This window comes from Marinobacter sp., assembly GCF_041595835.1.
Classification (GTDB): domain Bacteria; phylum Pseudomonadota; class Gammaproteobacteria; order Pseudomonadales; family Oleiphilaceae; genus Marinobacter.
In genome coordinates this window covers 1-25,462 of the sequence record NZ_JBFHJO010000010.1, presented here as the reverse complement: position 1 = coordinate 25,462, position 25,462 = coordinate 1, and the positions used below count along the sequence as shown (strand labels likewise).

Below are 25,462 nucleotides of genomic sequence, written 5' to 3'. Positions count from 1 at the left end.
GCAGGGAGAAATTATGCCGCCACGCCCGAGACATCCGGGAGTTTACGTTGAGGAAATCCCCTCTGGCGTACAAACGATAACCGGGGTGCCAACGTCGATTGCGCTCTTTATCGGTATGGCTCGGCAAGGCGAAGAGGGGCGTCCTGTCGCTATTCGCAGCCATTCTGAGTTTGAACAAATCTTCGGCAGCGATGTTGCCTACGGAGAACTTGAGCTGCAGATAAAGCAGTTTTTCCTCAATGGTGGTGTTGAAGCGATTGTCGTGCGTATCGTTGGTGAGGGCGGTAGTCACCCGGAACCGGGTGACTACGAAAACCTGTTCCGGGCTCTTGCCTCTGAGGTCGATCATTTCAACGTGCTTGTTCTGCCCCGTGGCGTTGAGCAAACGGATGACCAACGGCAACGGATATGGGGGGCTGCCAGCGTATTCTGTCAGCGCCATCGGGCTTTCCTGATTGTTGATCCTCGGGCTGATTGGAATGCGGTGAGTGATGTTGCAGATGGAATAGCCGCGCTGCGTGTTGGATCTCTCATCGATCATGCGGCTATCTACTGGCCACGCATCCATGTGGCGTCGGTGACCTGGCCCGTTGACCCGGCCGGCACCATTGCGGGCATTATTGCACGCACTGATACCCAGCGCGGCGTCTGGAAGGCGCCGGCGGGTCGGGATGCCTCCATTCTGGGCATCACTGGGTTGGAACATGTGATGTCGAATGCCGGAAATAATGTGACCAACCCCCAAGGGGTCAACGCGCTGCGACAATTTCCCTTCGGTGTGGTGGTTTGGGGCGCGCGCACCATGGCTGGCTTTGATAATTCCGGTGAGTACGAATACAAGTATATTACCGTCCGGCGCACAGCACTTTTCATAGAGAAAAGTCTTTCCCTGGGGCTTGAATTCGCTCTGTATGAGCAGAATAACAATCGTTTGTGGGCGCAGGTAAGACTGGCCGTCAATGCATTCATGCACAACCTTTACCTGCAGGGGGCATTCCAGGGCGCCAAGGCGTCTGATGCCTATTTTGTGCGCTGCGACGCCAGCACCACCACACAGAATGATATCAATCAGGGTCGGCTCAGTGTGGTTGTGGGTTTCGCACCCGTACGCCCGGCAGAATTCGTCATTCTGAAGGTTCAGCAGAGCACTGGTTCCCCGCTAGTACCATAGCCAAACCGGAAGCGCGTACGACAGCCTGACCGACGCCTTCTCTGAATACATGGGTGTCGCCGGTTATCAGGCTGAACCAGTTCCTGGCGCGGGTGATGCCGGTATAGACGAGTTCCCGTGAGAGAACGGGGCTCAGGCGATCTGGCAGCACCAGGCAGGTGTGATTGAATTCAGATCCCTGGGACTTATGCACCGTCATGGCGTATACGGTTTCCAGTTGCTGCAGGCGGCTGGGAGAAATCCAGCGGATACTTCCGCTGCCATCGCTGGCAGGAAAGGCTACACGCAAGACTGTCTGTGGGTTTTGGTCGGTGTTCTGTGTGTCTCCATGAACGGGCAGGCTGAAAGTAATGCCCACATCACCATTCATCAGCCCCAGGTTGTAATCGTTGCCGGTAATCAACACTGGGCGCCCGGCATACCAGCCGTCGGTCCTCGGAATCAGCCGTTGTGCCAGCAAGTGATGGGCAATCAGCTCATTCAGGCCTTCCACGCCCCAGGGGCCCCGCCGCAGAGCGCAGAGTATCTGAAAGTCACTGAAGGCCTGCAGTACCGTTTTCGCCAGCTGGTCCCATTGTTCTGTGGAGCTTTTGCTGTTCAGGTTGTGACTCTGCATCAGCGTTAGATAATGGCGGTAGCCTACCGGTGGCGGTAGTGGCTGGCCATTACCGTCTATACGCCCTTCTCCATGGTTGCGGAAGGCCTGCGGGCTGCCTGTAACTGCATGGCTACATATCAGCGCCTGAGTGGTTTCCAGTGAGGGTTTTCTTGTGTGGCCATTGAGCCACACCACATCTTCGAATCCTGCGTTGCGGGCATGTTCAAGAGTGCTGGCGCTCAAGGTATTGGTGTTGACCGCCTCGGCAAGCTGGCGGATACCGCTGCCTTCGGCAAACCGGTAACTCTTGCGCAGCATGGCGACGGCCTGGTCCATCGCCTGTCCATTGGCATCAATCAGGCTACCTGGTACTTGTGTGCCGGTGATATCGGCAAGCCAGGCTGCGGTTTCCGGGGTGTAATGCCCTTCTCTTGCACGTTGGCACAGTTCTCCTAACACAGCACCGGCATCGACAGAGGCAAGCTGGTCTTTATCTCCGAGCAGTATGAGTTGGGCGCTGGCAGGCAGGGCGTCGAATACTGAGGCCATCATATCCACGTCCACCATGGAGGCTTCATCGATCACCAGAATATCCACCATTAAGGGGTTGTCCTGGTTATGGCGGAATTTACGGGAGTCTGGCCGGCTACCCAGCAGTCGGTGGAGGGTGGTGACTTTGGTAGGAATATCATCCAGTGCTACCTTGCCGGGTAACTTTGTCAGCGGCAGGCGGCTTACCGCGCCGCCAATCGATTCATTTAAGCGGGCGGCTGCTTTACCGGTGGGTGCCGCCAACCGAATGCGGTATTTGCGCCCTTCTCTTTCGGGTGATTCACCAGCCACGGCTTGCAGCGCTGCCAGCAGGTTTACCACTGTGGTGGTTTTACCGGTACCGGGGCCTCCGGTGATCACCGCGAAACGGCTTCGGGCTGCCAGGGCGCAGGCAAGCTTCTGGTAGTCGATGGCCTCTTCCGGTTGGAACAAGGTATTCAGAGCCTGCGACAGTGTTTGTGCTGGCAAAGAATTCAGTTCAGCCACTGGTGAGGGTAAGGCCAGGCGCTGAAGAATGCCTTCAGCAATGCGCTGTTCGTAACGCCAGAATCGGCGCAGATAAAGTCGTCGCTCCACCAAAATCAGCGGTGATAATCGTGAACCGTCGCTGACAGCCAGAGACCCAGACAGCGCTGACTGGCAGTCAGCCAGGGTTATCCGGGCCAGCAGGTCTGCCGGTTTGAGTTGGTTCAGCTCCATGATTTCAGACGGACTGAGAGTTTCCCGTTTGGGTTCTTCTGGCGGCAGCGACAAAGTGTTGTCTGCGTCGTCAAGCAGGTTCGCTAAGTCAATGCAGACATGGCCACGTCCCACCTGATGGGAGGTTAGCGCGGCGAGGAGTAACACTAATGGATGTAGTTGTTCGCCTTGCTCTTCGGATAAATCCCGGATGAGCCGGGCAAAACTGATGTCTAGTGGGCGAATCCATTCCGCGTGTTGCCACTGTTCCAGTAAGGCATCGGTTTTATCCAGGCTGGTGAGCAAGTGGGTGTTATCCATCGCCATGGTTTTTATTTCCGGGGCCAGCTCGCTATCCCCTAAGTCCATCGACATCTGGTATTCAGTGTTTCGGGTACGGCTCATACCGCTACCTCCCCTGATACAGCGTCGCCATCAAACAAGGCGTCCAGTTGGTGAATCAAGGCTTTCGGTGGCTTGTCGCTGAACGTGCCGCCGGAGGCGGAATTCACGCCTCTCAGAAACAGGTACACGGCACCCCCTATGTGCTGGTCGTAGTCATAATCTGGTAACCGGGCTTTCAGCAAACGGTGCAAGGCTAATAGATAAAGCACGTATTGCAGGTCGTAGCGTTTATCCAGAATGGCCTGGCCCATGGCTTGATCGGTGTAGGCAGAGTCTTCCTCGCCCAGGGTATTAGATTTGTAGTCCAGCACGTAATACTGTCCGTTGTGTTCAAACACCAGATCAATAAAGCCCTTGAGCATGCCGTTGAAGGTTTTTGCCTCGGCCTGTGGTCTGTCAGAACCATTGAGCGTGTGAGCTTTGACCATCTGGTCAAGTTTCTGAACATTAACGTTGCGGCTTTCAAACCAGAATTCCAGCTCAGGGCGAAGGGTGGACAGGCCTGCCAGACTGATGCAGTCGCTGGTGTTTCTCTGCAATTGTATGGGGCGTGTTATCAGCGCTAGCAGCCAGTGTTCCAGTGGCTCTACCCATTCGCTCCAGCCACGGGTGCTACAACGGCGGGTCAGCTGATCCCTGAGTACATCAGGGTTATCGACAACCCATTGAAAGCCGTTGTGGGTGCACCATTCCAGCAGCTCATGCAGAAAGGTGCCGGGGCCTGCTCCTTTCGGGAAGTGATGATGATTGCGTTTATCCGGCATTGCTGGCGTTTCATCTTCGGTGTTCTGGGCACTTTCCTCCAGCAGGTGCTGGGTCTGGGCGTCTTCTATTTCACCGGTAAAGGTGATGCCTGTGCCCGCTATGCCGGTGTATTCAATGGATGAATAACTGGCAATCCACCAGTCTTCTTTGGCTTCGCGGGTGGAGTTCAGCGCCGGGCCGAGGGCTTCTGGCGCTGGCTCTGTGTAATGGGTTTCTTCTGCATCAGGCAGTGGTGTGACTGCAATCTCCGGTCTGCCTTCGCCCAGTTGGTTCAGGCAGTGGGTGATTGAGCTGTCTGAATCACCCGCAATCAGGTAACCCAGCCCACTTTGGTGCCAGTTATCGAGCGCAGCAGCGCCTACCCAAGTGGCAAACCGTGCCCGGGTCAGAGCGACGTAAATCTTGCGGATATCTTCGCCCAGGCGCTCTTTGTCAGCATTGGCAACATCATCCGCGCTCGGGTCAAACACGGTAATGAGTTTGTTCTCGTCATCGTGATAACTGACAAAGGCTTGTTTTTCATTCTGGGCCCGGTAGGCGGTACCAAATGGCAGAAAGACCAGTGGATATTCCAGGCCTTTGGACTTATGCACTGTAATAACCTTCACCAAGGCTGCGTCGCTTTCCAGACGAAGGGTTCTGTGTTCATCTTCTTCATCTGCTGCCCGGAGAATCTGAGTGAAGTGGTGCACCAGAGCATGTTCACCATCGAGTTGCAGGCTATCCTGCTGGAGCAGCTCCGCGATGTGAAGAATGTCGGTTAGCCGCCGCTCGCCGTCGGGCCGTTGCAGCAATCGGCCGGGGACTTCGAAATCCATCAGAAAGCTGCGAAGCATGGGCAGAACGCCCTGATTCTGCCATTGCTGCTGGTAACCGATAAAACGATCGATTTCCCGTTCCAGTGCGATTTCATCAGTGAGCAGCTGGTTCATGTCCTGCCAGGACTGGCCCAGTGTGGGTGTAGCCAGAGCTGCCCGGATGTAGGCCAGTTGTCGGGGTTCAGCAAAAGCCCTTAGCCAGCACAGCACTTCTTTGGCTTCTTGCGAGGTCAGTACGGAACCCCGATCAGACAGGTAGACGCTTTTGATACGTCGGCGCCCCAGCGCATCCCGGACTGCACGGGCTTCGTCGCGATTATTAACCAGAATGGCTATGTCTTTCGGGGTGACAGGCTCAAGATCATCCGGGGTATCCGGTAACGCGAAACCGGCCTGCCCGGCCTGGCCCAGTGAGAGTAAACGGGTGATTTCGCTGGCGCAGGCTTCTGCAATATCTTCAGTTGCAGTGTTTTTTGCCAGAGCTTTTCGGCTGCCGTCTTTGTTTTCGTCTTCTGATTCGTGTGTCCAGAACATCAAGCTGGGTTGCAGTTCGCCGTTCACTGACCACTGGCGTTTGGTACCGTTGGCAGCAACACTCTGGAATGGCAGTGGAGAGGTATCGCCTTTGCCAAACAGGAAGGCGCCATCACGGCTGTGTTGGTCGCTGTATTCAAACACCCGGTTAACGGCGCTGACCATCAACTCGGCGGAACGGAAGTTTTTGCCAAGGGTGTACGTGCGTTTTTTCACGCCTTGGCGCGCCTGCAGATACGTGTAGATATCCGCGCCCCGGAAGCCATAAATAGCCTGTTTCGGATCACCGATCATCAGCAGGCAGGTGTCGGGGTTGTTGCTTTCTACGTTGTAGATGCGGTCGAAGATACGATATTGAACCGGGTCGGTATCCTGGAATTCATCAATCAGCGCAACCGGGAACTGGCGACGGATGGTGGCCGCCAGTTGATCGCCTCGAGGACCATGAAGGGCGTCGTCCAGCCGGGTGAGCAGATCATCAAAACCCATCTCTGAACGTTTCTGCTTTTCGGTTTCGAGGCGTTCAGCCATCCAGTAGCTGGCGTGGCGTAAGATGTCGGATTTGGCGCTGGGTTGATTCTGCCCGAACGCCATCAGTTCTTCTATGGCGTGGAATGCCGGATGATGCGGAGCTGGGGCATCACCTTTCAGGATGCTATACAGGCCTTCGGGTGTCTGATTTTTGAAGCCTGCGGCGGAGTTCAGTTTTTCCGGTAGCAACTCATCGGAGCTCGTCCAGGCCTCCAGGGAATTCCAGATTTTCAGCATGGCGTTTTTGCTGTTGCCGTTTAGCCGTTTGCTCTTGTGAAGCTCGTTCAGCAGATCGGCTACTTCACCTTGCCACTTGGCCCACTCGTAGCTTTTCAGTGTTTTGGATCGCATCTCTCTTTCGGTTACCACCTGTTCGATGGCGTTATGCACATCTTGGGGTGGCGTACCCAGACTTTCGGGATCGCCGATCAGGTTACGTACCGCCGCACGTAGATCGCTTGGGGTTTTCCAGTGACTCAGGGCTTCATCCATGAGTGTCGGTGGTAGTGGATACACAAAGGTACGCCAGTAATCCCGGGCGACTTCATCCAGCAATTCACTCTGGTCGGTTTCCAGGGTCAATTTGAACAGACTGCCACTGTCGAAGGCATGCTCGCTCAGCATGCGATTGCAGAATCCATGGATGGTTGATACGGCAGCTTCATCCATCCATTCTGCGGCGAGCAGCAGTTTCTTGCGACAGTCTGGCCAAGTGGCCGGGTCTGGATAGCATTCGTCCCGCAGCTTGTGGATAAGTGCGGTTTCCGCCGAAGCTTCAAGGCTGGTTGCGTACTCTGAAAATACCTCGGCGGCTTGCGTCAGCCGGGTCCGGATACGGTCTCGAAGTTCTTTGGTGGCTGCTTCGGTGAAGGTCACAACCAGCAGGTTGGGCGGCAGAAGGTTGTGCAGCGGACTGCCATCGGCCTGGCTGTGGCCGAGCACCAAACGGACATACAAAATCGCAATGGTGAAGGTTTTGCCGGTACCGGCACTGGCCTCAATCAGGGCACTGCCATTCAGGGGTAGTGCCAGCGGGTCCAGACTGGGGTTTCGGTTGGTTGTATGGTCGGTCATTCCATGCCCTCAATTTGCCCGGCCGCTGATTTGCCCTGCTCCGCTTCCCACAGGGGTACATACAGGTCGTGCAATAATGCTTCAAACTCTCCGCTGTCCATGAGTGCTTCCGGGGTTTCGTAAGCACCACGCAGATAGCCGATGTCCCGGGAAAGAGCCGTGTTATAGGCTTTTTCGGCTTCATTGATGGCGCGCTCGTGATTGCCTACGTGCTTCTTACCGCCGTAAAAACTGGTAATCCAGGCGAAACCGGTGTCGCAGTGAATAGGCAGCGCCCGTGTAGTGGCTTCCATCCAGCGTTTCAGGGCGGCGTTAAAGTGTTTCCCGGCAAGTTCGGGGGTCATTGGGGAAAATGTAAATTTTCGGCCTTCTTCCTTACCCAGAATCAGGGTTGCAAAGGGTTGGCCGCTGAGCTGTCCGGCAAGATGAATCACCCAGTCTCGCAGAAGGTTGGCGTAGCGTACTTTTCGATTGGAATCTGTGCCGGAGAGTAGCCCGGAATTGGCGATTACCAGCCGGCACAGGTCGCCGTTGGGGTTACGGCGCAGTCCATCGATCAGATCGGCCACTTCGACGGTGTGTGATGAATCTTCAAAGAGATAGTTGAAGGCCCGGGGTTCAGCGACAACTTCCGGCCATTCGGTAAGCGCACTTTGGTAACGTTCGAACAGGTTTGGCAAGCGTCCTGATAATTCGGTACGTAGACGATGTTCTGTCACGCCCATGCCCAGGTCACCCCTCCGGGCCATACGATCCAGCGTGTTTCCCAGGCGTTCATACAGTTCGGCTTCAGAGCCGGACTTGAGCAGGCTTTGGTGAATTAATTCGTTGTCCAGGCGCCAGCGCTCGAGACCGTTCAGGTCAAAGTTTTCGTTGTCAGTATCGTCGTCTTCCACATCGTCAAAATGCACCTGCAGGCGGCGCTGATAGAAGGTGTCGATGGGCTTTTTCAGGAAGCTGGCCAGTTCGTTCAGGCTGATAGGCTCTTCCGGTGCCAGGTAAGGCAATGCCTGTTGAGTCTGTTCGGCTGCTTCCAGGCCATGTGCACTGCGCCATTCCCGTTCATAAGTGAACAGGTTGCGGCTTTGAAGAACGTCTGTCAGTGGTTTGGGAGAGCTGCTGGTGGCGTTTTCCTGACCGTTGGCCTTTGGGAAATAGTCACGACTGAAAGGCTGCAGCGGGTGTTGGGTGGTCAACGCTTTGGTGACGCTTTGGTCCGGTTGCCCGGCCACTGTCCACAGGCTGTCGAGATGATCCTGAAGTTGCCCCACAAGTACCGACGGCGGGCGCTCTGAGTCATCTTTGATACTGCGCCCTACCCAACTGATATAAAGCTGCTCCCGGGCAGAAAGCAGGGCTTCCAGAAACAGATAGCGATCGTCTTCCCTACGGGAACGGTCACCCGGGCGGTAATCCTGGGCCATCAGGTCAAAATCCACCGGTGGTCGGGAGCGGGGGTAGTCGCCATCATTCATACCCAGCAAGCACACTTTGCGGAAAGGAATGGCTCGCATCGGCATCAATGTGGCGAAATTGACTTTACCCGCCAGGAATCGCTGGTTCAGGCCGCCTTCGTCCAGGCCCGCCAGTAGAACATCTTTAACAATGTTCAGAGGTAGCGACTGGTTTTCGAGCCCGGCAGCCATGGCATCTTCCAGCCATTGCTCCAGTTGACGCCGGAAGCGGTTGAGCAAGAGCAGATCGCTGCCTTCCACCTTGAGGAAAAATTGTTCCAGCATGTCGGAGAACAACATTTCCCATTCGCCGGGGGATCGAGGTGTTTGCAGTGCCTGCCACAGAGTTTCCAGCTGATGCACAAAAGCACTGAGCCGGCCGGCAAGATCGGCCTGCAGGCCGCCAATTTCGCCGTATGGCTCTACGCCGGCCCAGGGTTCATCTTCACCCATGCCGTAACCCAGCAGCATGGATCTCAGGCCCGATTGCCAGGTGTTGCGATCCAGCTCTGCCGGAAGGTCCAGGCTTTCCCGGTGCTGGCTGTGCAGGCCCCAGCGGATATTGGCTCCTTCCACCCAGCGTCTGGCCAGAGGAATGTCATCTTCACTGATACCAAAGCGGTCTCGGATGCCTGGCACTTCCAGCAGGCTGATGACTTCACTTACGCCAAACCGGCTGCGAGGTAAGGACATCAGGGTTTCCAGAGCAATCAGCACGGGTTCGTGGTGGCGCTGGCCCTGATCTGAAATAGTAAAAGGAATGTGACGTTTCCGGCCGGGCTGATAACGGCCGAACACCGCCTGGATATGGGGCGCATACACGTTAATATCCGGCACCATAACGATCACATCCCGGGGCCGTAGACCGGGGTTGGCATTGAACGCCGCCAGCAGCTGATCGTGCAGGATTTCCACCTCCCGCTGGGGGCCATGGGCATCGTGGAACACGATGGAATGATCATGGGTCAGATCCAGCTGGCGTTGTTGTGCACGGATTTCCTGCAGTGGGGTGAGGTTGTGGATGTCATTTTGCAGCTGGTGCAGAAGGCAAGGTGCCTCACCGGCGCCGTGTTCAGAAAAAATATCGATCGTTTGACCTGGTGTCCTGAAGCTGTGGCGGTATTCCTCAGGGTTGTCGAATTCGTCCAATAGGCGGATGTAGTCACGGCCTTGCTTTCCCCAGGCTGCCAGCAACGGGTTGGCGTGTTGGTGCAATTGATCCGCATTGTCAATTTGTGACAACACGGGATGGGCTGTGCCACGTTTACGCTCGGCTTTCAGCAGCTCCCGATCACTGATGATATCGGCCCAATAGAACTGACAGGGGTTGTGAACACAGAGCACCACCTGGCTGAAGCGGCTGAGTACATAGAGTGCTTCCAGGGCTTGTCGTGGCAGTGATGATACCCCGAATACCACGATGCGTTTGGGTAACTGGGCCGGGTTGGCTGGCGTGGTGATACGCTGACCCTGCTCCATAAATCGGGTATGGATCTGTGACCGGCTGGTATGGGAGGCTTCGCCCACGTCTTTTACCAGCATGCGCCACAATAAGGGTTGCCAAAGGGTTTCTGGAGCCAGAGGTTTTTCTTCGTCACGGGCGGTGATAATGACATCCTTACCCTGCTCCCAGGCGGCCAGCCAGTCCGCACGAAATACCTGATACTGGTCGAACAGATCGGCTACCTTTTCGGCCAGCTGGAAATTGCGTAACTCGGTATCGGTGCCGTCCAGAAACCGGGCCAGTGGCGTAAAGGCTTCATTCTGACCGACCAGCTCTGGCAGCAGCCGGTATAACCGCCAAACCAGCCGGCGTTTATCGAACGGAGACTGTTCTGGCACAGATCCTTCCGGGAGAACGGCTCGGTAGGCTTGCCAGATAAACCGGGCCGGGAACAGGAAATCCATGCCAGCCGCAATGCCCAGGCCGCCTTCCATGCCATCGTCAGAGGCCTTTTCGGCCAGTGCCAGCTTCAGCCACTGGGCAATGCCGTTACTCTGCACCAGAAAAGTTTCACTTTGCAGCGGAGGCATGGGGTTCTGACGACAGATGTACACGACCACCCGGCGCAGATCTTCCAGGTGATTTGCGTGGATGGCGTGAAAACCAGGTTCAATGCTGGCGTGTTCGGGGGCGGACAAAGCGGCCATGGGTATCCTTTGCTGCGTTGTGAGCTGAGTTCCTGGAGCAACAGCTTACCTTAAGCGCCCCTGAATTCGCATAGGGCGGCAAGGCAACACGGCAAAGGATACCGGACTGACACGACACAGAGTGTCGCGCAGATAAACTGACTAGCTAAGCAAGAAAAGCAGCATCTCCCTGACTTTAGATTTGGTGGCTGGGTCCAGGCAGGTGAGATCTTCAACGTGAAGTTGCCGGTGCTTCAGTAACCTGCATAAACAGTCCGCAGAAACTGCGATGGAGACCTGGCCGGAATCCGGCTGGCCTTGCCAGTTCACCTGATGGCAGTGACTGCGCTGTAACATATCGGTGTTTGGTAAGGGCATTCCCATGAAGCCTCCTGAGTTCAGTGAGCCACCGCAAGGGGTTGGCTGACAGAGTAAGCGGAAGAAAAACTGGGCCAGTTCAGATACTCGGTCACAAATTCTGGTTGGCGGGACGGGTCCAGCAACACCTCAATACATTCATCGGTACTACACCACCCGCTGGGGCTGCCATAACAAGGTTCAGCAGACTGAAGGCTCTCAATAGCGCCGAACAACACTGAATCAGCAGCGGCATGATCACCATGATCTCTGAGAGTGCGGCAAACCAGAATCGCGGAGAGAGTGAGCTCTACCTGCATGCAATCCGGATGTTCTGTTCGCGCCAGACAAGCCAGGTCAAAGGCGCTACCTGTGGCTGCAAGCATTTGTTCGGTATTATTTTTTTCACAGAAGGTGACAGCGTTTTCCATCCAGAGCATCCATAAATTATTCTGTTCATTGAGCGAAAGTTTGGCAAACATCTGGTGATGGCGCAGGCAGAGAAATTTCATATCAAGCTCCTTTTCTTAATGCAAATGATAATAGTTATCATTAAGAGAGATGGCAAGATTAACCTTGCTTAATATTTGTGCATTAGTTCCGGTTTGAGCCTGTTGGCAGTCCGTCGTAAAGTGCTGTAGCCCTTTCGATAACGGATTGCAGCACCACCATGATCAACCGAAGACCGGCGCCCGCCAGCGTGGATAACCCGTTTTATTATCTTGAAAACATGGACATGCTGGTTGCCTGGGTAGCCGACCACCACGGTGATCTGCTGACTGTGGACGAACAGCGTCGCTTGGTGGCCTTTGCCAATTTGCCTACCGGTCCCCGGGCGTTGCTGACGCGCATGGTGATGCGTAGCGGTGAGCTGTTTCGGGTGGACAAGCTTCGTTACCCGGAACTGCCCGTACCGGAAGCCGAAGCCTTAGATCTGTTACAGCGGGATGGCTGGCTGGAAGAAAGCCCGATGCTTAATCTGGACGATCTGTTCCGGCTGTTCACTCTGGGGGAATTGCGCTCTGTGTTTGGTTTCTGGTTGCAGCAGCAGGGCCAGCCCAAAAACCTCTCCAAGGCTCGGATGCATGAGGTGCTGATTGAAGATTTCCGTGTGACTAAATCGCTGGAAGGCTGGTTCTCCCTCTCTGGAATCGAGATGTATTCCCAAGTCGTCGAGCTTCGGGATATGTCCCTGTTCGATCGCATCCGTTTGATGTTCTTCGGAAACTTGCGTCAGAGTTGGACCGACTTTGTCTTGGTGGAACTGGGTGTGCAGCGATTCGAACCTGTGCCTTTTTCTACCGGGTCCCGCGCCTTTCATCACCGGGCTGAGGTCGACAGTTACCTGCAGATGCATCGGTGCCGGGAACAACTAGATGAGGGATATGCCGCGAATGAGGTATGGGCACGTATTCCAGACCCTGTGGATAATCCTTGGTTAGCCAGTCGCCGTGACCGCCTGTTATTGGAGTTGGGTCGTCAGGCCGAGCGGCAGGGTAATCAGCCACTGGCGTTGCAGGCATGGGCGGCTAGCCAGCATCGGGAAGCCCGGCTTAAGCAGTTGCGCCTGCTGGAACGGATGAAACGCTTTGACGAGGCCTGGGCCATCGCCCGTCAGTGGCAAACCTGTAAGCTGAGCGATGCGGAAGCTCAGGGATTGGTAAGGATCCTGAAACGGCTGGCACCCAAGGTGGGTGTGCCAAAACCGGAAACGCTATCCGCTCCGGTTTTACGAGAGTTCACGGTAACCTTGCGCAAACCGGAGACTGGCACGGTGGAAATGGCGGCATTAAACCATTTAAGTAATGATGATGCCCCGGTCTTTTATGTGGAAAACACCCTGATCAACGCCTTGTTTGGTCTGCTGTGCTGGCCCGTCATCTTTAAGCCCATCCCCGGCGCCTTTTTTCACCCTTTTCATGCTGGCCCGGCGGATTTGACCCAGGAAAATTTCGTCACCCGGCGGCAAGCAGATTTCGATCACTGCTTTGCCTTGCTCACGAGTGACGTTTATCGCGAACGAATCATGGAAACCTTCCACGCGAAACAGGGCATTGCCAATCCCTTTATTGCCTGGCCGGTGATCACCGAGGAATTGCTGCAATTGGCAATTGACTGTATCCCGGCGCACCACCTATCCACCCTGTTCCGGCGTTTGCTGAATAACATCAAGGAACACCGCAGTGGGTTTCCGGACTTAATCCGGTTTATCCCCAACGCGGCCTCCCCTGAGCAGCGTTACGAAATGATAGAAGTAAAAGGTCCCGGCGATCGGTTGCAGGATCATCAGCGCCGTTGGCTTAGCTATTTCGATCAGCAGGGTATTCCCGCCAGTGTCTGTTATGTGCGTTGGCAACAGGCCGGGGAAGCAACGTGAAGGTCGCTGTCCGAACCCTGTGCGAATTCGCCGCCCGCCATGGTGATCTGGATTTCCGCTATACCCCGGCCCCGAGTGCCCAGGAAGGTATCGCTGGCCATCAGATGCTCCAGAATAGCCGTGGTTATGGCTATAAAAGCGAATACTCACTAACTGGAGAGTGTTTGGGACTAAAGCTTTCAGGCAGAGCTGATGGCTATAATCCCCACAAAGGCCGGTTGGAAGAAATAAAGACACACCGGGGCGATGTGTCTCGTATCCGAGAGCACCAGCGTGCGTTGCATCGGGCTCAGTTACGGGCCTATGGTGCCCTGTTATGCCGACAGGAAAAGCGAAAAAAACTGGAGCTGGCGCTGATATATTTTGATACCGGAAAGAACAAAGAAAGCACGGTAGTAGAAATGGCCAGTGCCGAAGAGCTCTGGCAAGAACTGGAAGAGTTATGCACCCGCTATAAAGCCTGGGCTGAGCAGGAAGAGCACCACCGGGAGCTGCGAGATAGCCTGCTGGCTGGTCTGATCTTCCCTTTCCCGAAGTTCCGCCCGCTCCAGCGGCAACTTGCGGAAACGGTTTACAAGAATTCCATGAAAGCCGGCACCTTGCTGCTGGAAGCACCGACCGGGCTTGGGAAAACACTGGGTACACTGTTTCCGGCACTGATGGCTATGCCGGCTGCCAAACAGGACCGCCTATTTTACCTCACGTGTCGCAACACCGCGCGTCAGCTGGCATTGGATGCTGTGGACAAGTTAAGTTCCGCCCAGAATAAATTGCAGCCCTGGCCCCTGCGCACGTTGGAACTGGTGTCTAAAGACGATGCTTGTGAATACCCGGATAAAGCCTGTCACGGTGACTCCTGCCCATTGGCGCAGGGCTTTTTCGATCGCTTGCCGGATGCGCGAGCCGAAGCGGTTCAAACCAAAGGCCTACTAAATCAGAAGATTTTAGCGAAGATTGCTGCAGGTCACGATATTTGTCCATATTTCCTGGCTCAGGAAATGGCCCGTTGGAGTGATCTGGTGATTGGAGATGTGAACAGAATGTTCGACCAGTCTGCTCTGCTTCACGCTCTGACCCGGCAGAATAGCTGGAGCGTCAGTGTGCTGGTGGATGAAGCCCACAATCTGGTAGACCGGGGCCGGGGAATGTACTCGGTGCGTTTGGATCAGCAGCGCTTACTGAAGGTAAAGAAAACTGCACCTGAATCACTGAAGCCGGCACTGGATCGAACGGCCCGGGCCTGGCAGAGCCTGATACGTGACTATGGGGAGCAAACGCAACCGGTGTTCCGGGCAACGTTGCCAACCCAGATGATTGGGGCACTGCAGGCAATGGTTTCTGATATTACTGACTATCTGGCGGACAACCCGCCGGATCTCGGGCTGCAAGAAGTCATGTTTGAAGCTGTGGCTTTTATGAGACTGTCGGACAGTTTCGGCGAACATTCCTTGTGTGAGTTTCAGCGCAGCGGCCGAGGTCGGGCCAGTTTGGCCCTGCAGAACCTGATTCCGGCAGACTTTCTGAGAGACCGTTTTACCGCTGCCAATTCGTTACTGCTGTTCTCCGCTACCCTGAGCCCCGGCATTTATTACCGGGATCTGCTGGGCTTGCCGGAAGGCGCTCGTTTTACCTCCTTGCCCAGCCCGTTCAGCCCTGAACAACTACAGGTGCAGTTTACCCCGGGAATCAGCACTCGCCAGTTGGACCGGGATGCTTCACTACTCCCGATTGCCGAAGTGATTGCCTGCCAGTACCGGCAACGCCCGGGCCACTATCTGGCATTCTTCAGCAGCTTTAAATACGCAGCTCAAGCCAGTGATGCTTTGGCTCAGCACGCGCCGGATATCCCCCAGCGGCGCCAGCAACCGGGGATGAGCCCGGAGCAGCGCCGGGTATTCCTGGCGGGTTTTCAGAAACCAGAGGGCTGCGTTGCCTTTGCCGTATTGGGCGGGGTATTTAGCGAAGGGATTGACTTACCGGGGGATCAGCTCATCGGTGCGTTTGTGGCTACATTAGGCTTACCGCCTTTCGATGCCTGGCATGACATCCTCAAAGCCCGCCTGCAGCAGCGTTTTGGTAAAGGCTACGACTACACTTACCTGATCCCCGGGCTACAGAAGGTGGCGCAGGCAGCTGGCCGGGTTATTCGCACACCGGAAGACCAAGGGGTGATCTGGCTGATCGATGACCGGTTTTTACAGCCATCAGTGAACCGGCTACTTCCGCGCTGGTGGTTTTCTGACGACCATTAAAATAATATCTCATTGAAATATAAGATAATATTCTGAAGCTTACGACATATCGCTATATTGCGTATAGATTGCAAGCTTATAATCTGTCCTAATATCACCTTTTCTTACCTGTTTCCTAGGACAAATATTGCAGATGAATAACACGGATCTTGTATTCCAAAGCTATGGACGTTGTTGTCGGAAGGATGACTTTTTTGTCGATTTTTACGAATTCTTCATGTCCAGCTCTGACGCCATTCGTAACCGCTTTGCTCAAACCGATATGGAAGCCCAACGCCACCTTCTGCGCCATGGTGTCATGCAGATCATCCTGGTGGCCCGAGGTATGTCTGACCGCAAACTCAGGGATTTGGGAGAAAGCCATAGCCGCCATAAATACGACATTCAGCCAGAATGGTATGGTTTGTGGGAAGAAGCGCTGTTAAAAACAGTCAGAGTTCATGATCCCGAGTACACACCACAGCTGCGTCAAGCCTGGAAGGAAGTATTGAAACCGGGTATTGACCTGATTCGCGACGCATACTGATTTCTGCGGGGCTGGCGGTTAAAAAAGATTAAAAGCTAACTTGATTGCTGTCAGCCCGGTTGTGTTACTTTTCTCCTATACTGACTCTTACGTTTGAAATTCCCTTTTTCAAGGATGAGTTATGGCCGGCAAAGGTGTAAAAACCTCCTCAAAACTCTTTATTGTTCTGGTTGTCGTAGCGGCTGTTGCTGTCGCTGCTTATTACCTGATCCCCAACGGTGATGAATTGCCAGAGTATATTGCCTCTGGCAATGGTCGAATCGAAGCTACCGAAGTGGATATTGCCACCCGTATCCCCGGGCGCCTGGAATCTTTTGCCGTGCGTGAAGGCGATATGGTGGAAGCGGGTCAGCAGCTGGCGGTTATGGATACCGACGAGCTGAGAGCTCAGCTTGCGGCGGCAGAAGCAAATCTGCATCAGGCGGAACAGTCACAGTATCTGGCAGAAGCCCTAGTGGCTCAGCGTGAGAGCGAACAGCGCTATGCCCTCGCTGAATTGGCTCGCATCAATACGCTGGTCGACCGGGGGCATGCCTCTCGTGAGCAGCAAGACCGTGCCCGTACCGCAGCAGAAACAGCGGATGCAGCGCTGCAGGCAGCCAAGGTCCAGGTCGCTTCTGCACTAGCCGGTATTGAAGCCGCTAAAGCCGCTATCCGGCAAATTCAGACGAATATTGATGACAGCGAACTCACCACGCCAGTGGGTGGTCGCGTGCTCTATCGCTTGGCTGAACCCGGCGAAGTACTGGCTGCCGGCGGCAAGGTTGCGACCGTGCTGGATGTCACCGATGTGTATATGACCATTTTCCTGCCCACCTCCCAGGCTGGCCGGGTTCGGGTCGGTTCTGAAGCCCGGATTATTCTGGATGCCCTGCCCGATTATGTAGTCCCGGCGGACGTCAGCTTTGTTGCAGCAGAAGCACAGTTCACCCCCAAATCCGTGGAAACCCGCAGTGAGCGGGAGAAGCTGATGTTCCGGGTTCGTATTCGCATTAATCCGGAGCTGCTTAAAGCCTACCGTGATCGGGTGAAAACCGGAGTACCCGGTGAAGCCTATGTTCGTTTGGATGAAAGCCAGGCATGGCCGGAAAACCTGGATGTGAGCCTGCCAAATGACTAACACCGTGGCCCGGCTGGAAGGAATCAGCCACACCTACGGGGAAACCATTGCGCTGTCTGACATAACTCTGGATTTTCCCGTAGGCTGCATGGTGGGTTTGATCGGCCCGGACGGTGCCGGCAAGTCCTCCTTACTCGGGTTGATCGCTGGCGCACGCCGACTGCAGCAGGGCAAGCTGACCGTTCTTGGCTCCGATATGAGCAGCCAGCGCTCCCGCAGCCGGCTGGCCCCGCGCATTGCCTATATGCCTCAGGGACTGGGCGGAAATCTTTACCATACCCTGACCGTTGACGAAAACCTGGGCTTCTTTGCCGACCTGTTTGGCCTGTCGGGCAAGAAACGTGAGCAACAGATTCACCGGTTGCTGGAGGCTACCGGGCTATTGCCATTCCGGGATCGTCCTGCCGGGAAATTGTCTGGTGGAATGAAGCAGAAGCTGGGCCTATGCTGCGCCTTGATTCACCACCCGGACCTGCTGATCCTTGATGAGCCGACCACCGGTGTTGATCCGCTTTCCCGCGCCCGTTTCTGGGATCTGATTGACGTTATCCGCAAGCAACGGTCGGGGATGAGCGTGCTGGTTGCCACGGCCTATATGGAAGAGGCAGAAAGGTTTGACTGGCTGGCGGTGATGGATGAGGGTCGCATTCTGGCCACCGACACCCCTAACGCTCTGCATGAACGCACCAACACTTCCTCGCTCGATGACGCCTTTATCGCGCTCTCTTCCGGAGAAAGCCCGGCGGTGACATCCTCAGAGCAAAAGGCGGCATTGTCTTTACCGGATGTTGACGGCACCGATAACAGGCCCGCCATTGAAGCAAAACATTTGACCCTTCGGTTTGGTGATTTCACCGCAGTAAAAGATGTCAGCTTCTCGATTCGGCGCGGAGAAATCTTCGGCTTTCTCGGTTCAAATGGTTGTGGCAAGACGACAACCATGAAAATGCTGACCGGATTGTTGTCGCCAACAGAAGGTGATGTCTCGCTGTTTGGCAAACCGTTAGACGCAAGGGACCTGAATACCCGTCAGAGGGTGGGCTACATGTCGCAGGGGTTTTCCCTGTATGGCGAGCTGACGGTGAGGCAGAATCTGGAGTTGCACGCCCGATTGTTCCACCTTCCGAAAGACCAGGTCCATACCCGGGTGGATGAACTGGCAACCGAGTTCGGCCTCTCGGAGGTCATGGATCAGCTTGCCAGTCATTTGCCCCTGGGTGTGCGCCAGCGGCTTTCGCTGGCGGTGGCCGTGGTACACAGGCCAGAGCTACTGATCCTTGATGAGCCCACCTCGGGTGTTGATCCCGGCGCCCGGAACCAGTTCTGGTCTTTGTTGTTCCGTCTGTCACGGAATGACGGCGTTACTATCTTTATTTCCACCCATTTCATGAATGAAGGGGAACGGTGTGACCGGATTTCCCTGATGCATGCCGGTGAGGTGCTTGCCTCAGACAAACCGGAAGTGTTGGTGGCGCAGGCTGGTGAAAAGAATCTGGAGGGGGCATTTATGCGCACCCTTGAAGCGGCGACGGGTACCGAAAATATTGGTGCTGCCGCGGTGCTGGCCGACGATCAGGAGAGCGAGACCAGGTTCCAATGGTTCAGTGCGCGGCGTCTGTGGGCCTATGGTCACCGAGAGGCCCGGGAGCTCCTCAGGGATCCTATTCGCATGGCCTTTGCTTTCGTTGGGTCTGCCCTGCTGATGCTGATCCTGGGTTATGGCATTACCCTGGATGTTGAGGATTTGTCCTTTGCGGTACTGGATCAGGACCAGACTCCCCAGAGCCGGGATTACATTACGGCCTTTTCCGGATCACGCTATTTTATTGAACGGCCTCCCATCACGGATATGTCGGCACTGGAACAACGGATGCAGTCCGGTGAGTTGAGCGTGGCGCTGGTCATACCACCAGGATATGGCAAAGATCTGAAGCGGGGGCGGGACACCGAAATTGGTGTATGGGTGGATGGTGCCATGCCATTCCGGGGAGAGACCATTGCCGGTTACGTTCAGGGAATCCATTACAGTTACCTGTCGGACCTGGTACAACGCACCTACGGAATAGTACCAACGTTAAGCCTGGTCTCAATTGAAGATCGTTACCGCTACAATCAGGATTTCCGGAGTCTGGACGCGATGGTGCCAGCGGTCATCCCTATCCTGCTTATTTTTATTCCTTCCATCCTGATGGCTTTGGGGATTGTTCGTGAAAAGGAACTCGGCTCAATCACAAACCTGTATGTTACTCCGGTAACGCGCCTGGAATTCCTGTTGGGCAAGCAGCTCCCCTACATTGCATTCAGTATGATCAGCTATGTCAGTCTGGTCATGCTGGCGGTTTGGGTGTTCAAGGTACCGCTCAAAGGCGGATTGTGGACACTATCGCTCGGGGCCCTGTTGTACGTGATTGTGACCACAGGCCTGGGTCAGGTTATTTCGGCATTCGCATCTACCCAGATTGCCGCATTGGCAGCAACAGCGATCATTACTCTTTTGCCCACCGTCCAGTTTTCGGGACTGACGGAGCCTGTTTCTTCCCAGGTGGGGGTGGGTGCGCTCATTGGCGAATTCTGGCCTGCAACCTGGTTCCTTCAGGTCAGCCGGGGGGTTTTTACCAAGGGGCTTTCCTTCACTGACCTCCAACAGACGTTACTTAACCTGGCAGCCTTCATTCCGGTGCTGACCCTGATGTCGGTTTTTCTGCTCAAGAAACAGGGGCGCTAGACGTGAAATCACTGGCTAATATCTGGAATCTGGGACTCAAGGAACTGCGCAGCCTTTGGGGTGACAAGGTATTGTTGGTGTTTGTGTTGCTGGCGTTTACCCTGATTATCTATACGGCTGGCTCGGCTGGTTCCATGGAGCTGAACAACGCCCCGGTGGCGGTGGTTGATGAGGATCAGACGATTCTTTCGGGGCGAATCATCCAGTCGTTCCAGCAGCCCTGGTTCCTTGAACCGGAATTGATCCGGTATGACCAGATTGATGCCATGTTAGACCGTGGTACTCATACCTTTGTTCTGGAAATACCCGAAGGGTTCGAACGGGATGTGCGCCAGGGGAATGAAGTCAGTGTGCAGTTGAATATTGACGCAACCCGAATGACTCAGGCCTTTATCGGGGCTAATTACATTGAATCATTTATTACGACCGAGGTTGCAGAATTTATTGAGCCCGGCAGTGGCTCAACGGAACTACAGGTTAACCTGGTGAACCGGGTCAGCTTTAATCCCAACCTGGAAGGCTCCTGGTTTGGTGGCGTGATGGAGCTGATTACCGAGGTGACTCTGATCAGCATCATTCTGACCGGCGCTGCCCTGATCCGTGAACGGGAACATGGCACCATTGAACATCTGATGGTCATGCCGCTGCGTTCATACGAAATCATGGCGGCTAAGGCTTGGGCGAATGCTCTGGTGGTGATGATCGCGGCCACGTTGTCGGTGACACTCGTTATTCAGGGCTGGTTACAGGTACCTGTTGCCGGGTCGGTTTTGCTGTTTCTGGCTGGTGCTTTGCTTCACCTGTTTTCTACGACCGCCATTGGCATTCTGATTGGCACCGTTGCCCGGACAATGCCCCAGTTTGGTTTGTTGCTGATATTGATCATTCTGCCGTTACAGCTTCTTTCGGGGGGCATTACGCCCCGGGAGAGCATGCCGGAAATAGTTCAGAACATCATGCTGTTGGCACCGACAACACACTTTGTCAGTCTGGCGCAGGGTATTTTGTACCGAGGTGCCGGAATTGATGTGGTGTGGCCCCAGTTTCTGGCCCTGATGTCCATCGGGGCGGTGTTTTTCGGGGCGGCTCTGGTGCTATTCCGGCGACACATGTCTGTGTAACCGGAACGTGTGTTTACCAAGCCGCCCAGTGCCTTTGTATTACATACAGGGGCGGTAGCGGCCTTCGTGAACCTTGACGCGATCGATTTCAAAGCCATCGAACTTTCTTACGAAAGTATTCTCATCGACACGCTCGAATACGCTGCAACCTCCCCGGTGGCCATAGCCAACATTGGTACAGAACTCCCCGTCTTTTACCTCCCACTTGCCGAGATAGCGGGTATAGCCGGAGGCATGTTCTGCACGTTTGTCCTGACCAAAGATTTTCCCGTCTTCTGAAAAGTATTCGTAGAAGGTATGCCGACACTCACCTGCCTCCTGATAATCGGCCTGGAGAGTATTGCCAACCAAAACATCGCGAATCTGTTCCCCTTCAAGAATTTCCTGAGCCATAACGGCACCAGAGGATGAGAACAGAGCAGCCATCAGACTGAGGGTAAGCAGTTTTTTCATTTTTATTCCTCGTTCATGGATGTACAGACAGAAGTATAGATGAGTTATTTAGTTATATAACGCGACTCCAGAAGCCGGCATATTGGTATCTACGCTGAGAGGGTGATGGTTTGCGGTAAGGGTTACAGCTTCCCCCCCTCCAGTGATTGCCTATGAACGACGCGTTCAGTTTGCCGGGCAATCATAATCAGGCTAAGCGTAGTTCATTTTTGGCAAACGAACAGAGAAAGATGGGGGCAGTTGCCTGCGCTTTGACGGATGTCAAAGATTGCCGGGTTTATAACATCGGGTCCGAGATGTTTGTTGATTAGGTCTATCGATGCTTCGCCACTAGCGACTTTTTCTGAACGGAAGGACAGTTGAGCCTGTGCTCAGGATTTTTGTTTTAAGAGTCGATGAAAGTTTGTCGCAGAGTGAGGGGAAGCGATAAAGAGTAAAGCAGAAAAATGGTCGGCGTGAGAGGATTCGAACCTCCGACCCCTTCGTCCCGAACGAAGTGCGCTACCAAGCTGCGCTACACGCCGATCAACGGCCGGTATTATACGGATTACCGGCCGTTTTTCTACCCTTCCCTGGGGAAATACCTCAATAAAACCGCAGAGGAGCCTTGTTACCCTGCGGTGGGTAACAAGGATATATCCGCTACGCGCAGGAACAGGTTACGCAGGCGATTGAGCAGTGCTAAACGGTTGTTACGCACGGCTTCGTCGTCTGCCATAACCATGACTTCGTCGAAGAAGTTATCCACCGGCTCGCGCAGGCTGGCCAGTGAGGTCAGAGCCGTGGCGTAATCACCCTGCTCAAACAACGGCAGAACTTTCTGAGCCTGCTCTTCGACCTTCTGAGCCAGGGCCTTCTCGGCAGCATCTTGAAGCAGTGTGCTATCAACCGTCTCACCGATGCTGTCGCCACCCTGCTTGGTCAGGATGTTGGATACCCGCTTGTTGGCACCGGCCAGGGCCAGAGCTTCAGGCAGCTGGCGGAAGGCTTCTACAGCTTTTACGCGGCGGTTGAAGTCCAGCGGGCAGGTCGGGCGACGTGCATGTACGGCCAGGTAGACTTCTGCACCAATACCCTGCTCATCGTAGAAGGCACGGAAGCGTTCAAGCATGTAGTTCACGACGGTACTGGCGGTGTTCTGCTCGGTCAGTACGGTGAAGTTTTGCTCAGCCCATTCGCACAGGCTCTGTAAATCCAGCGGCAGTTCCCGCTCAATGATGATGCGTAGTACGCCGAGAGAGGCACGGCGCAGAGCGAAGGGGTCACGGGTACCGGATGGTGGTTGCCTGATACCAAACAAGCCAACCAGTGAGTCGATACGGTCGGCGATAGCGACGGCACAACCGGTCAGAGTTGTGGGCAGGTCGTCACCGGCAAAGCGAGGCATATACTGTTCGTTCAGGGCTTTGGCGACATCTGCGTGTTCCCCGTCATCAGCGGCGTAGTAGCTTCCCATGATGCCCTGAAGGTCGGTGAACTCCAGTACCATTTCGGTGACCAGGTCGGTTTTGGCCAGCATGGCGGCGCGCTCAGCCAGGGCTGGGTCACTGCCAATGGCTTCTGCTATTTTCCTGGCAAGCGCGGCTACGCGGACAGATTTGTCGTAGATACTGCCCAGTTTTTCCTGGAACACGATGGGTTTGAGCGCATCGATCCGGTCTTCGAGCCTGGTTTTGCAGTCGGTTTCGAAGAAGAAGGCTGCGTCTGATAAACGTGGCCGGATAACCTTCTCGTTACCGGATATAACCTGAGCCGGATCTTTACTTTCCAGGTTGGCTACGGTGATGAACAGCGGCAACATTCGGTCGTTGCTGTCGACCACGTGGAAGTACTTTTGGTGCTCCTTCATGGAGGAGATCAGAGCTTCGGAAGGGACTTTCAGGAAGCGCTCTTCAAAGCGGCCCATAAGGGGGACTGGCCATTCGTTCAGGGCAGTAACTTCGTCCAGCAGGTCTTCATCGATCACGGCGATACCCCCGGCTTCTTTTTCAGCCAGGGCGCTTACACCTGCCCGGATCCGCTCACGACGTTCGGCAAAGTCAGCCAGTACGTAGCCTTCTTGCTTGAGCACGGTTTCGTAGTCTGCCGGGGTTGGGATGATCAGCTCTTTCGGGCAGTGGAACCGGTGGCCGCGGGTTTTGTTGCCGGGCTTCAGATTCATGATCGGGGTTTCAATCACGTTGTTGCCATAGAGCATGATCAGCCAGTGCACCGGACGCACAAATTCCGTGCGGTGGGCACCCCAGCGCATGCGCTTGGGGATCGGCAAATCTGCGAGTGACTGGTCTACCAGTTCTGGCAATAGTTCAACGGTGGGTTTGCCCTGTTCAACGGTACGGAAAACCAGCCAGGCGCCTTTATCGGTTTCCAGAGTATCGAGTTGGTCAGGGGTAATACCCAATGAGGTGGCAAAGCCTGTCAGCGCACGGGTCGGATTGCCGGCATCGTCAAAGGCGGCTTTGACAGCAGGCCCGCGTTTTTCAACAGACTTGTCTGGCTGTGCGTCAGCCAGATCGCGGATCCGTACGGCCAGGCGGCGCGGTGCAGCGAAAGCTTCTACTTTGCCGAAAGCTACTCCAGCTTCTTCCAAACCTTTGGTGATGCCTTGGGTGAAGGCGTCAGACAGGCCCTTCAGGGCTTTTGGAGGTAGTTCCTCGGTACCAAGTTCAACCAGAAAATCCTGTGTTGCCATTATGCTTTCCCCTGTTCCTGCGGTGCCTTTTTCGCTTTTCCGGACTTCTTGCCATTGGCTTTTGCGCTAGCCGCATCAGCTGCCGCCAATACCTCTTTGCGGAGGTTTTCAGGCGCCAGCGGGAAACCCAGTTTGCGGCGGCTTTCAAAGTAGGCCTGAGCTACGGAGCGAGCCAGGGTGCGTACACGCAGGATGAAACGCTGGCGCTCGGTCACGGAGATAGCGTGGCGGGCATCCAGCAGGTTGAAGGTGTGGGAGGCCTTGAGCACTTGCTCGTAGGCTGGTAGCGGCAGGCCTGCTTCGATCAGGCGGGCGCTTTCCCGCTCGTAAACGTCGAAGCTATGGAACAGGAATTCGGTATCGGCCTGTTCGAAGTTGTAGGTGGACATTTCAACTTCTTGTTGATGGAACACGTCGCCGTAGGTGACAACGCCATCCGGACCGTTGGTCCAGACCAGGTCGTACACGCTGTCTACACCTTGCAGGTACATGGCGATACGCTCAAGCCCGTAGGTCAGTTCGCCGGTGACCGGGTAGCATTCCAGACCGCCAACTTGTTGGAAGTAGGTGAACTGGGTGACTTCCATTCCGTTCAGCCAGATTTCCCAGCCAAGACCCCAGGCACCCAGTGTCGGGGATTCCCAGTTGTCTTCCACAAAGCGGATGTCGTGAACCAGTGGGTCCAGCCCCAGAGCCCGCAGAGAATCCAGGTACAGTTCCTGGATGTTATCTGGAGAGGGCTTGAGCACTACCTGAAACTGGTAGTAATGCTGTAAGCGGTTGGGGTTTTCGCCATAGCGGCCGTCTGTTGGGCGACGGCTAGGTTGTACGTAGGCGGAGTTCCAGGTCTCAGGCCCGATGGAGCGCAGAAAGGTGGCGGGGTGGAAAGTGCCTGCGCCGACTTCCATATCGAGAGGCTGGAGAACCACGCAGCCGTGCTGCGCCCAGAAATTCTGCAATGCCAGAATCAGACCCTGGAAGGTCTTGATGTCTGGCGCGGAGTTATTGGTTGCCTTGTCTGTCACGACGTTTGCCTGCTGGTCAGTCTGTGTGTGGCGCTCCGGTTTTCTGGAGCACTCTGAAATTTGAAAACGCGCATTATACGCTGGCTGGCGCTGCTTTTCTAAGT

At 55.1% G+C, this 25,462-nt stretch carries 15 protein-coding genes and 1 tRNA gene; 7 read left to right on the top strand and 9 right to left on the bottom strand.

The window, feature by feature from the left end:
• Positions 1–13: 13 nt before the first annotated feature.
• On the top strand, positions 14–1,171 hold the full coding sequence (locus tag ABYA77_RS05685; protein ID WP_372964985.1) for a phage tail sheath family protein: 1,158 nt from the start codon (positions 14–16) through the stop codon (positions 1,169–1,171).
• On the opposite strand, the gene recD is transcribed toward ABYA77_RS05685, so the two are convergent.
• The 5 genes from recD to ABYA77_RS05660 form a co-directional block, all read right to left on the bottom strand.
• Positions 1,125–3,404 carry an exodeoxyribonuclease V subunit alpha gene (gene recD, locus ABYA77_RS05680; RefSeq protein WP_372964984.1) on the bottom strand — a complete coding sequence of 760 codons (2,280 nt, stop codon included), beginning with the start codon at positions 3,402–3,404 and terminating at the stop codon, positions 1,125–1,127. The genes ABYA77_RS05685 and recD overlap by 47 nt on opposite strands.
• Positions 3,401–7,126: an exodeoxyribonuclease V subunit beta gene (gene recB, locus ABYA77_RS05675; RefSeq protein WP_372964983.1), complete on the bottom strand. Its 3,726-nt coding sequence runs from the start codon at positions 7,124–7,126 to the stop codon at positions 3,401–3,403. The genes recD and recB overlap by 4 nt, the downstream gene beginning before the upstream one ends.
• Positions 7,123–10,731 (bottom strand): exodeoxyribonuclease V subunit gamma, encoded by a 3,609-nt coding sequence (gene recC / locus ABYA77_RS05670; RefSeq protein WP_372964982.1) that lies wholly within the window; start codon positions 10,729–10,731, stop codon positions 7,123–7,125. The genes recB and recC overlap by 4 nt, the downstream gene beginning before the upstream one ends.
• 141 nt (positions 10,732–10,872) lie before the next feature.
• Entirely contained in the window at positions 10,873–11,094 is a 222-nt protein-coding gene (locus ABYA77_RS05665; protein WP_372964981.1) for a hypothetical protein, read from the bottom strand.
• A 14-nt stretch (positions 11,095–11,108) separates the two neighbouring features.
• Positions 11,109–11,579 carry a hypothetical protein gene (locus ABYA77_RS05660; protein WP_372964980.1) on the bottom strand — a complete coding sequence of 157 codons (471 nt, stop codon included), beginning with the start codon at positions 11,577–11,579 and terminating at the stop codon, positions 11,109–11,111.
• Positions 11,580–11,737: 158 nt separating this feature from the next.
• On the opposite strand from ABYA77_RS05660, the gene ABYA77_RS05655 reads away from it, so the two are divergent.
• The 6 genes from ABYA77_RS05655 (at position 11,738) to ABYA77_RS05630 (ending at position 21,188) form a co-directional block, all read left to right on the top strand.
• Positions 11,738–13,444, top strand: coding sequence for a VRR-NUC domain-containing protein (locus ABYA77_RS05655; RefSeq protein ID WP_372964979.1), 1,707 nt, complete (start codon positions 11,738–11,740; stop codon positions 13,442–13,444).
• Positions 13,441–15,696: a helicase C-terminal domain-containing protein gene (locus tag ABYA77_RS05650; RefSeq protein WP_372964978.1), complete on the top strand. Its 2,256-nt coding sequence runs from the start codon at positions 13,441–13,443 to the stop codon at positions 15,694–15,696. Before ABYA77_RS05655 ends, ABYA77_RS05650 begins: the two co-directional genes overlap by 4 nt.
• Before the next feature lie 133 nt (positions 15,697–15,829).
• Positions 15,830–16,222 (top strand): globin domain-containing protein, encoded by a 393-nt coding sequence (locus ABYA77_RS05645; protein WP_372964977.1) that lies wholly within the window; start codon positions 15,830–15,832, stop codon positions 16,220–16,222.
• A gap of 121 nt (positions 16,223–16,343) precedes the next feature.
• Entirely contained in the window at positions 16,344–17,342 is a 999-nt protein-coding gene (locus ABYA77_RS05640) for an HlyD family secretion protein (RefSeq protein ID WP_372964976.1), read from the top strand.
• Positions 17,335–20,067, top strand: coding sequence for a ribosome-associated ATPase/putative transporter RbbA (gene rbbA, locus ABYA77_RS05635; RefSeq protein WP_372964975.1), 2,733 nt, complete (start codon positions 17,335–17,337; stop codon positions 20,065–20,067). The genes ABYA77_RS05640 and rbbA overlap by 8 nt, the downstream gene beginning before the upstream one ends.
• Positions 20,068–20,069: 2 nt before the next feature.
• Positions 20,070–21,188 carry an ABC transporter permease gene (locus ABYA77_RS05630; RefSeq protein WP_372964974.1) on the top strand — a complete coding sequence of 373 codons (1,119 nt, stop codon included), beginning with the start codon at positions 20,070–20,072 and terminating at the stop codon, positions 21,186–21,188.
• A 39-nt stretch (positions 21,189–21,227) separates the two neighbouring features.
• Here the strand turns inward: ABYA77_RS05630 and ABYA77_RS05625 are convergent, their stop codons facing one another.
• The 4 genes from ABYA77_RS05625 to glyQ form a co-directional block, all read right to left on the bottom strand.
• Positions 21,228–21,641: a hypothetical protein gene (locus ABYA77_RS05625; RefSeq protein WP_372964973.1), complete on the bottom strand. Its 414-nt coding sequence runs from the start codon at positions 21,639–21,641 to the stop codon at positions 21,228–21,230.
• Positions 21,642–22,088: 447 nt separating this feature from the next.
• Positions 22,089–22,165: transfer RNA gene (locus tag ABYA77_RS05620), tRNA-Pro, on the bottom strand.
• Between the two features lie 86 nt (positions 22,166–22,251).
• Positions 22,252–24,333 carry a glycine--tRNA ligase subunit beta gene (glyS, locus tag ABYA77_RS05615; protein WP_372964972.1) on the bottom strand — a complete coding sequence of 694 codons (2,082 nt, stop codon included), beginning with the start codon at positions 24,331–24,333 and terminating at the stop codon, positions 22,252–22,254.
• On the bottom strand, positions 24,333–25,322 hold the full coding sequence (gene glyQ / locus ABYA77_RS05610) for a glycine--tRNA ligase subunit alpha (RefSeq protein ID WP_372965027.1): 990 nt from the start codon (positions 25,320–25,322) through the stop codon (positions 24,333–24,335). The genes glyS and glyQ overlap by 1 nt, the downstream gene beginning before the upstream one ends.
• Positions 25,323–25,462: the final 140 nt, after the last annotated feature.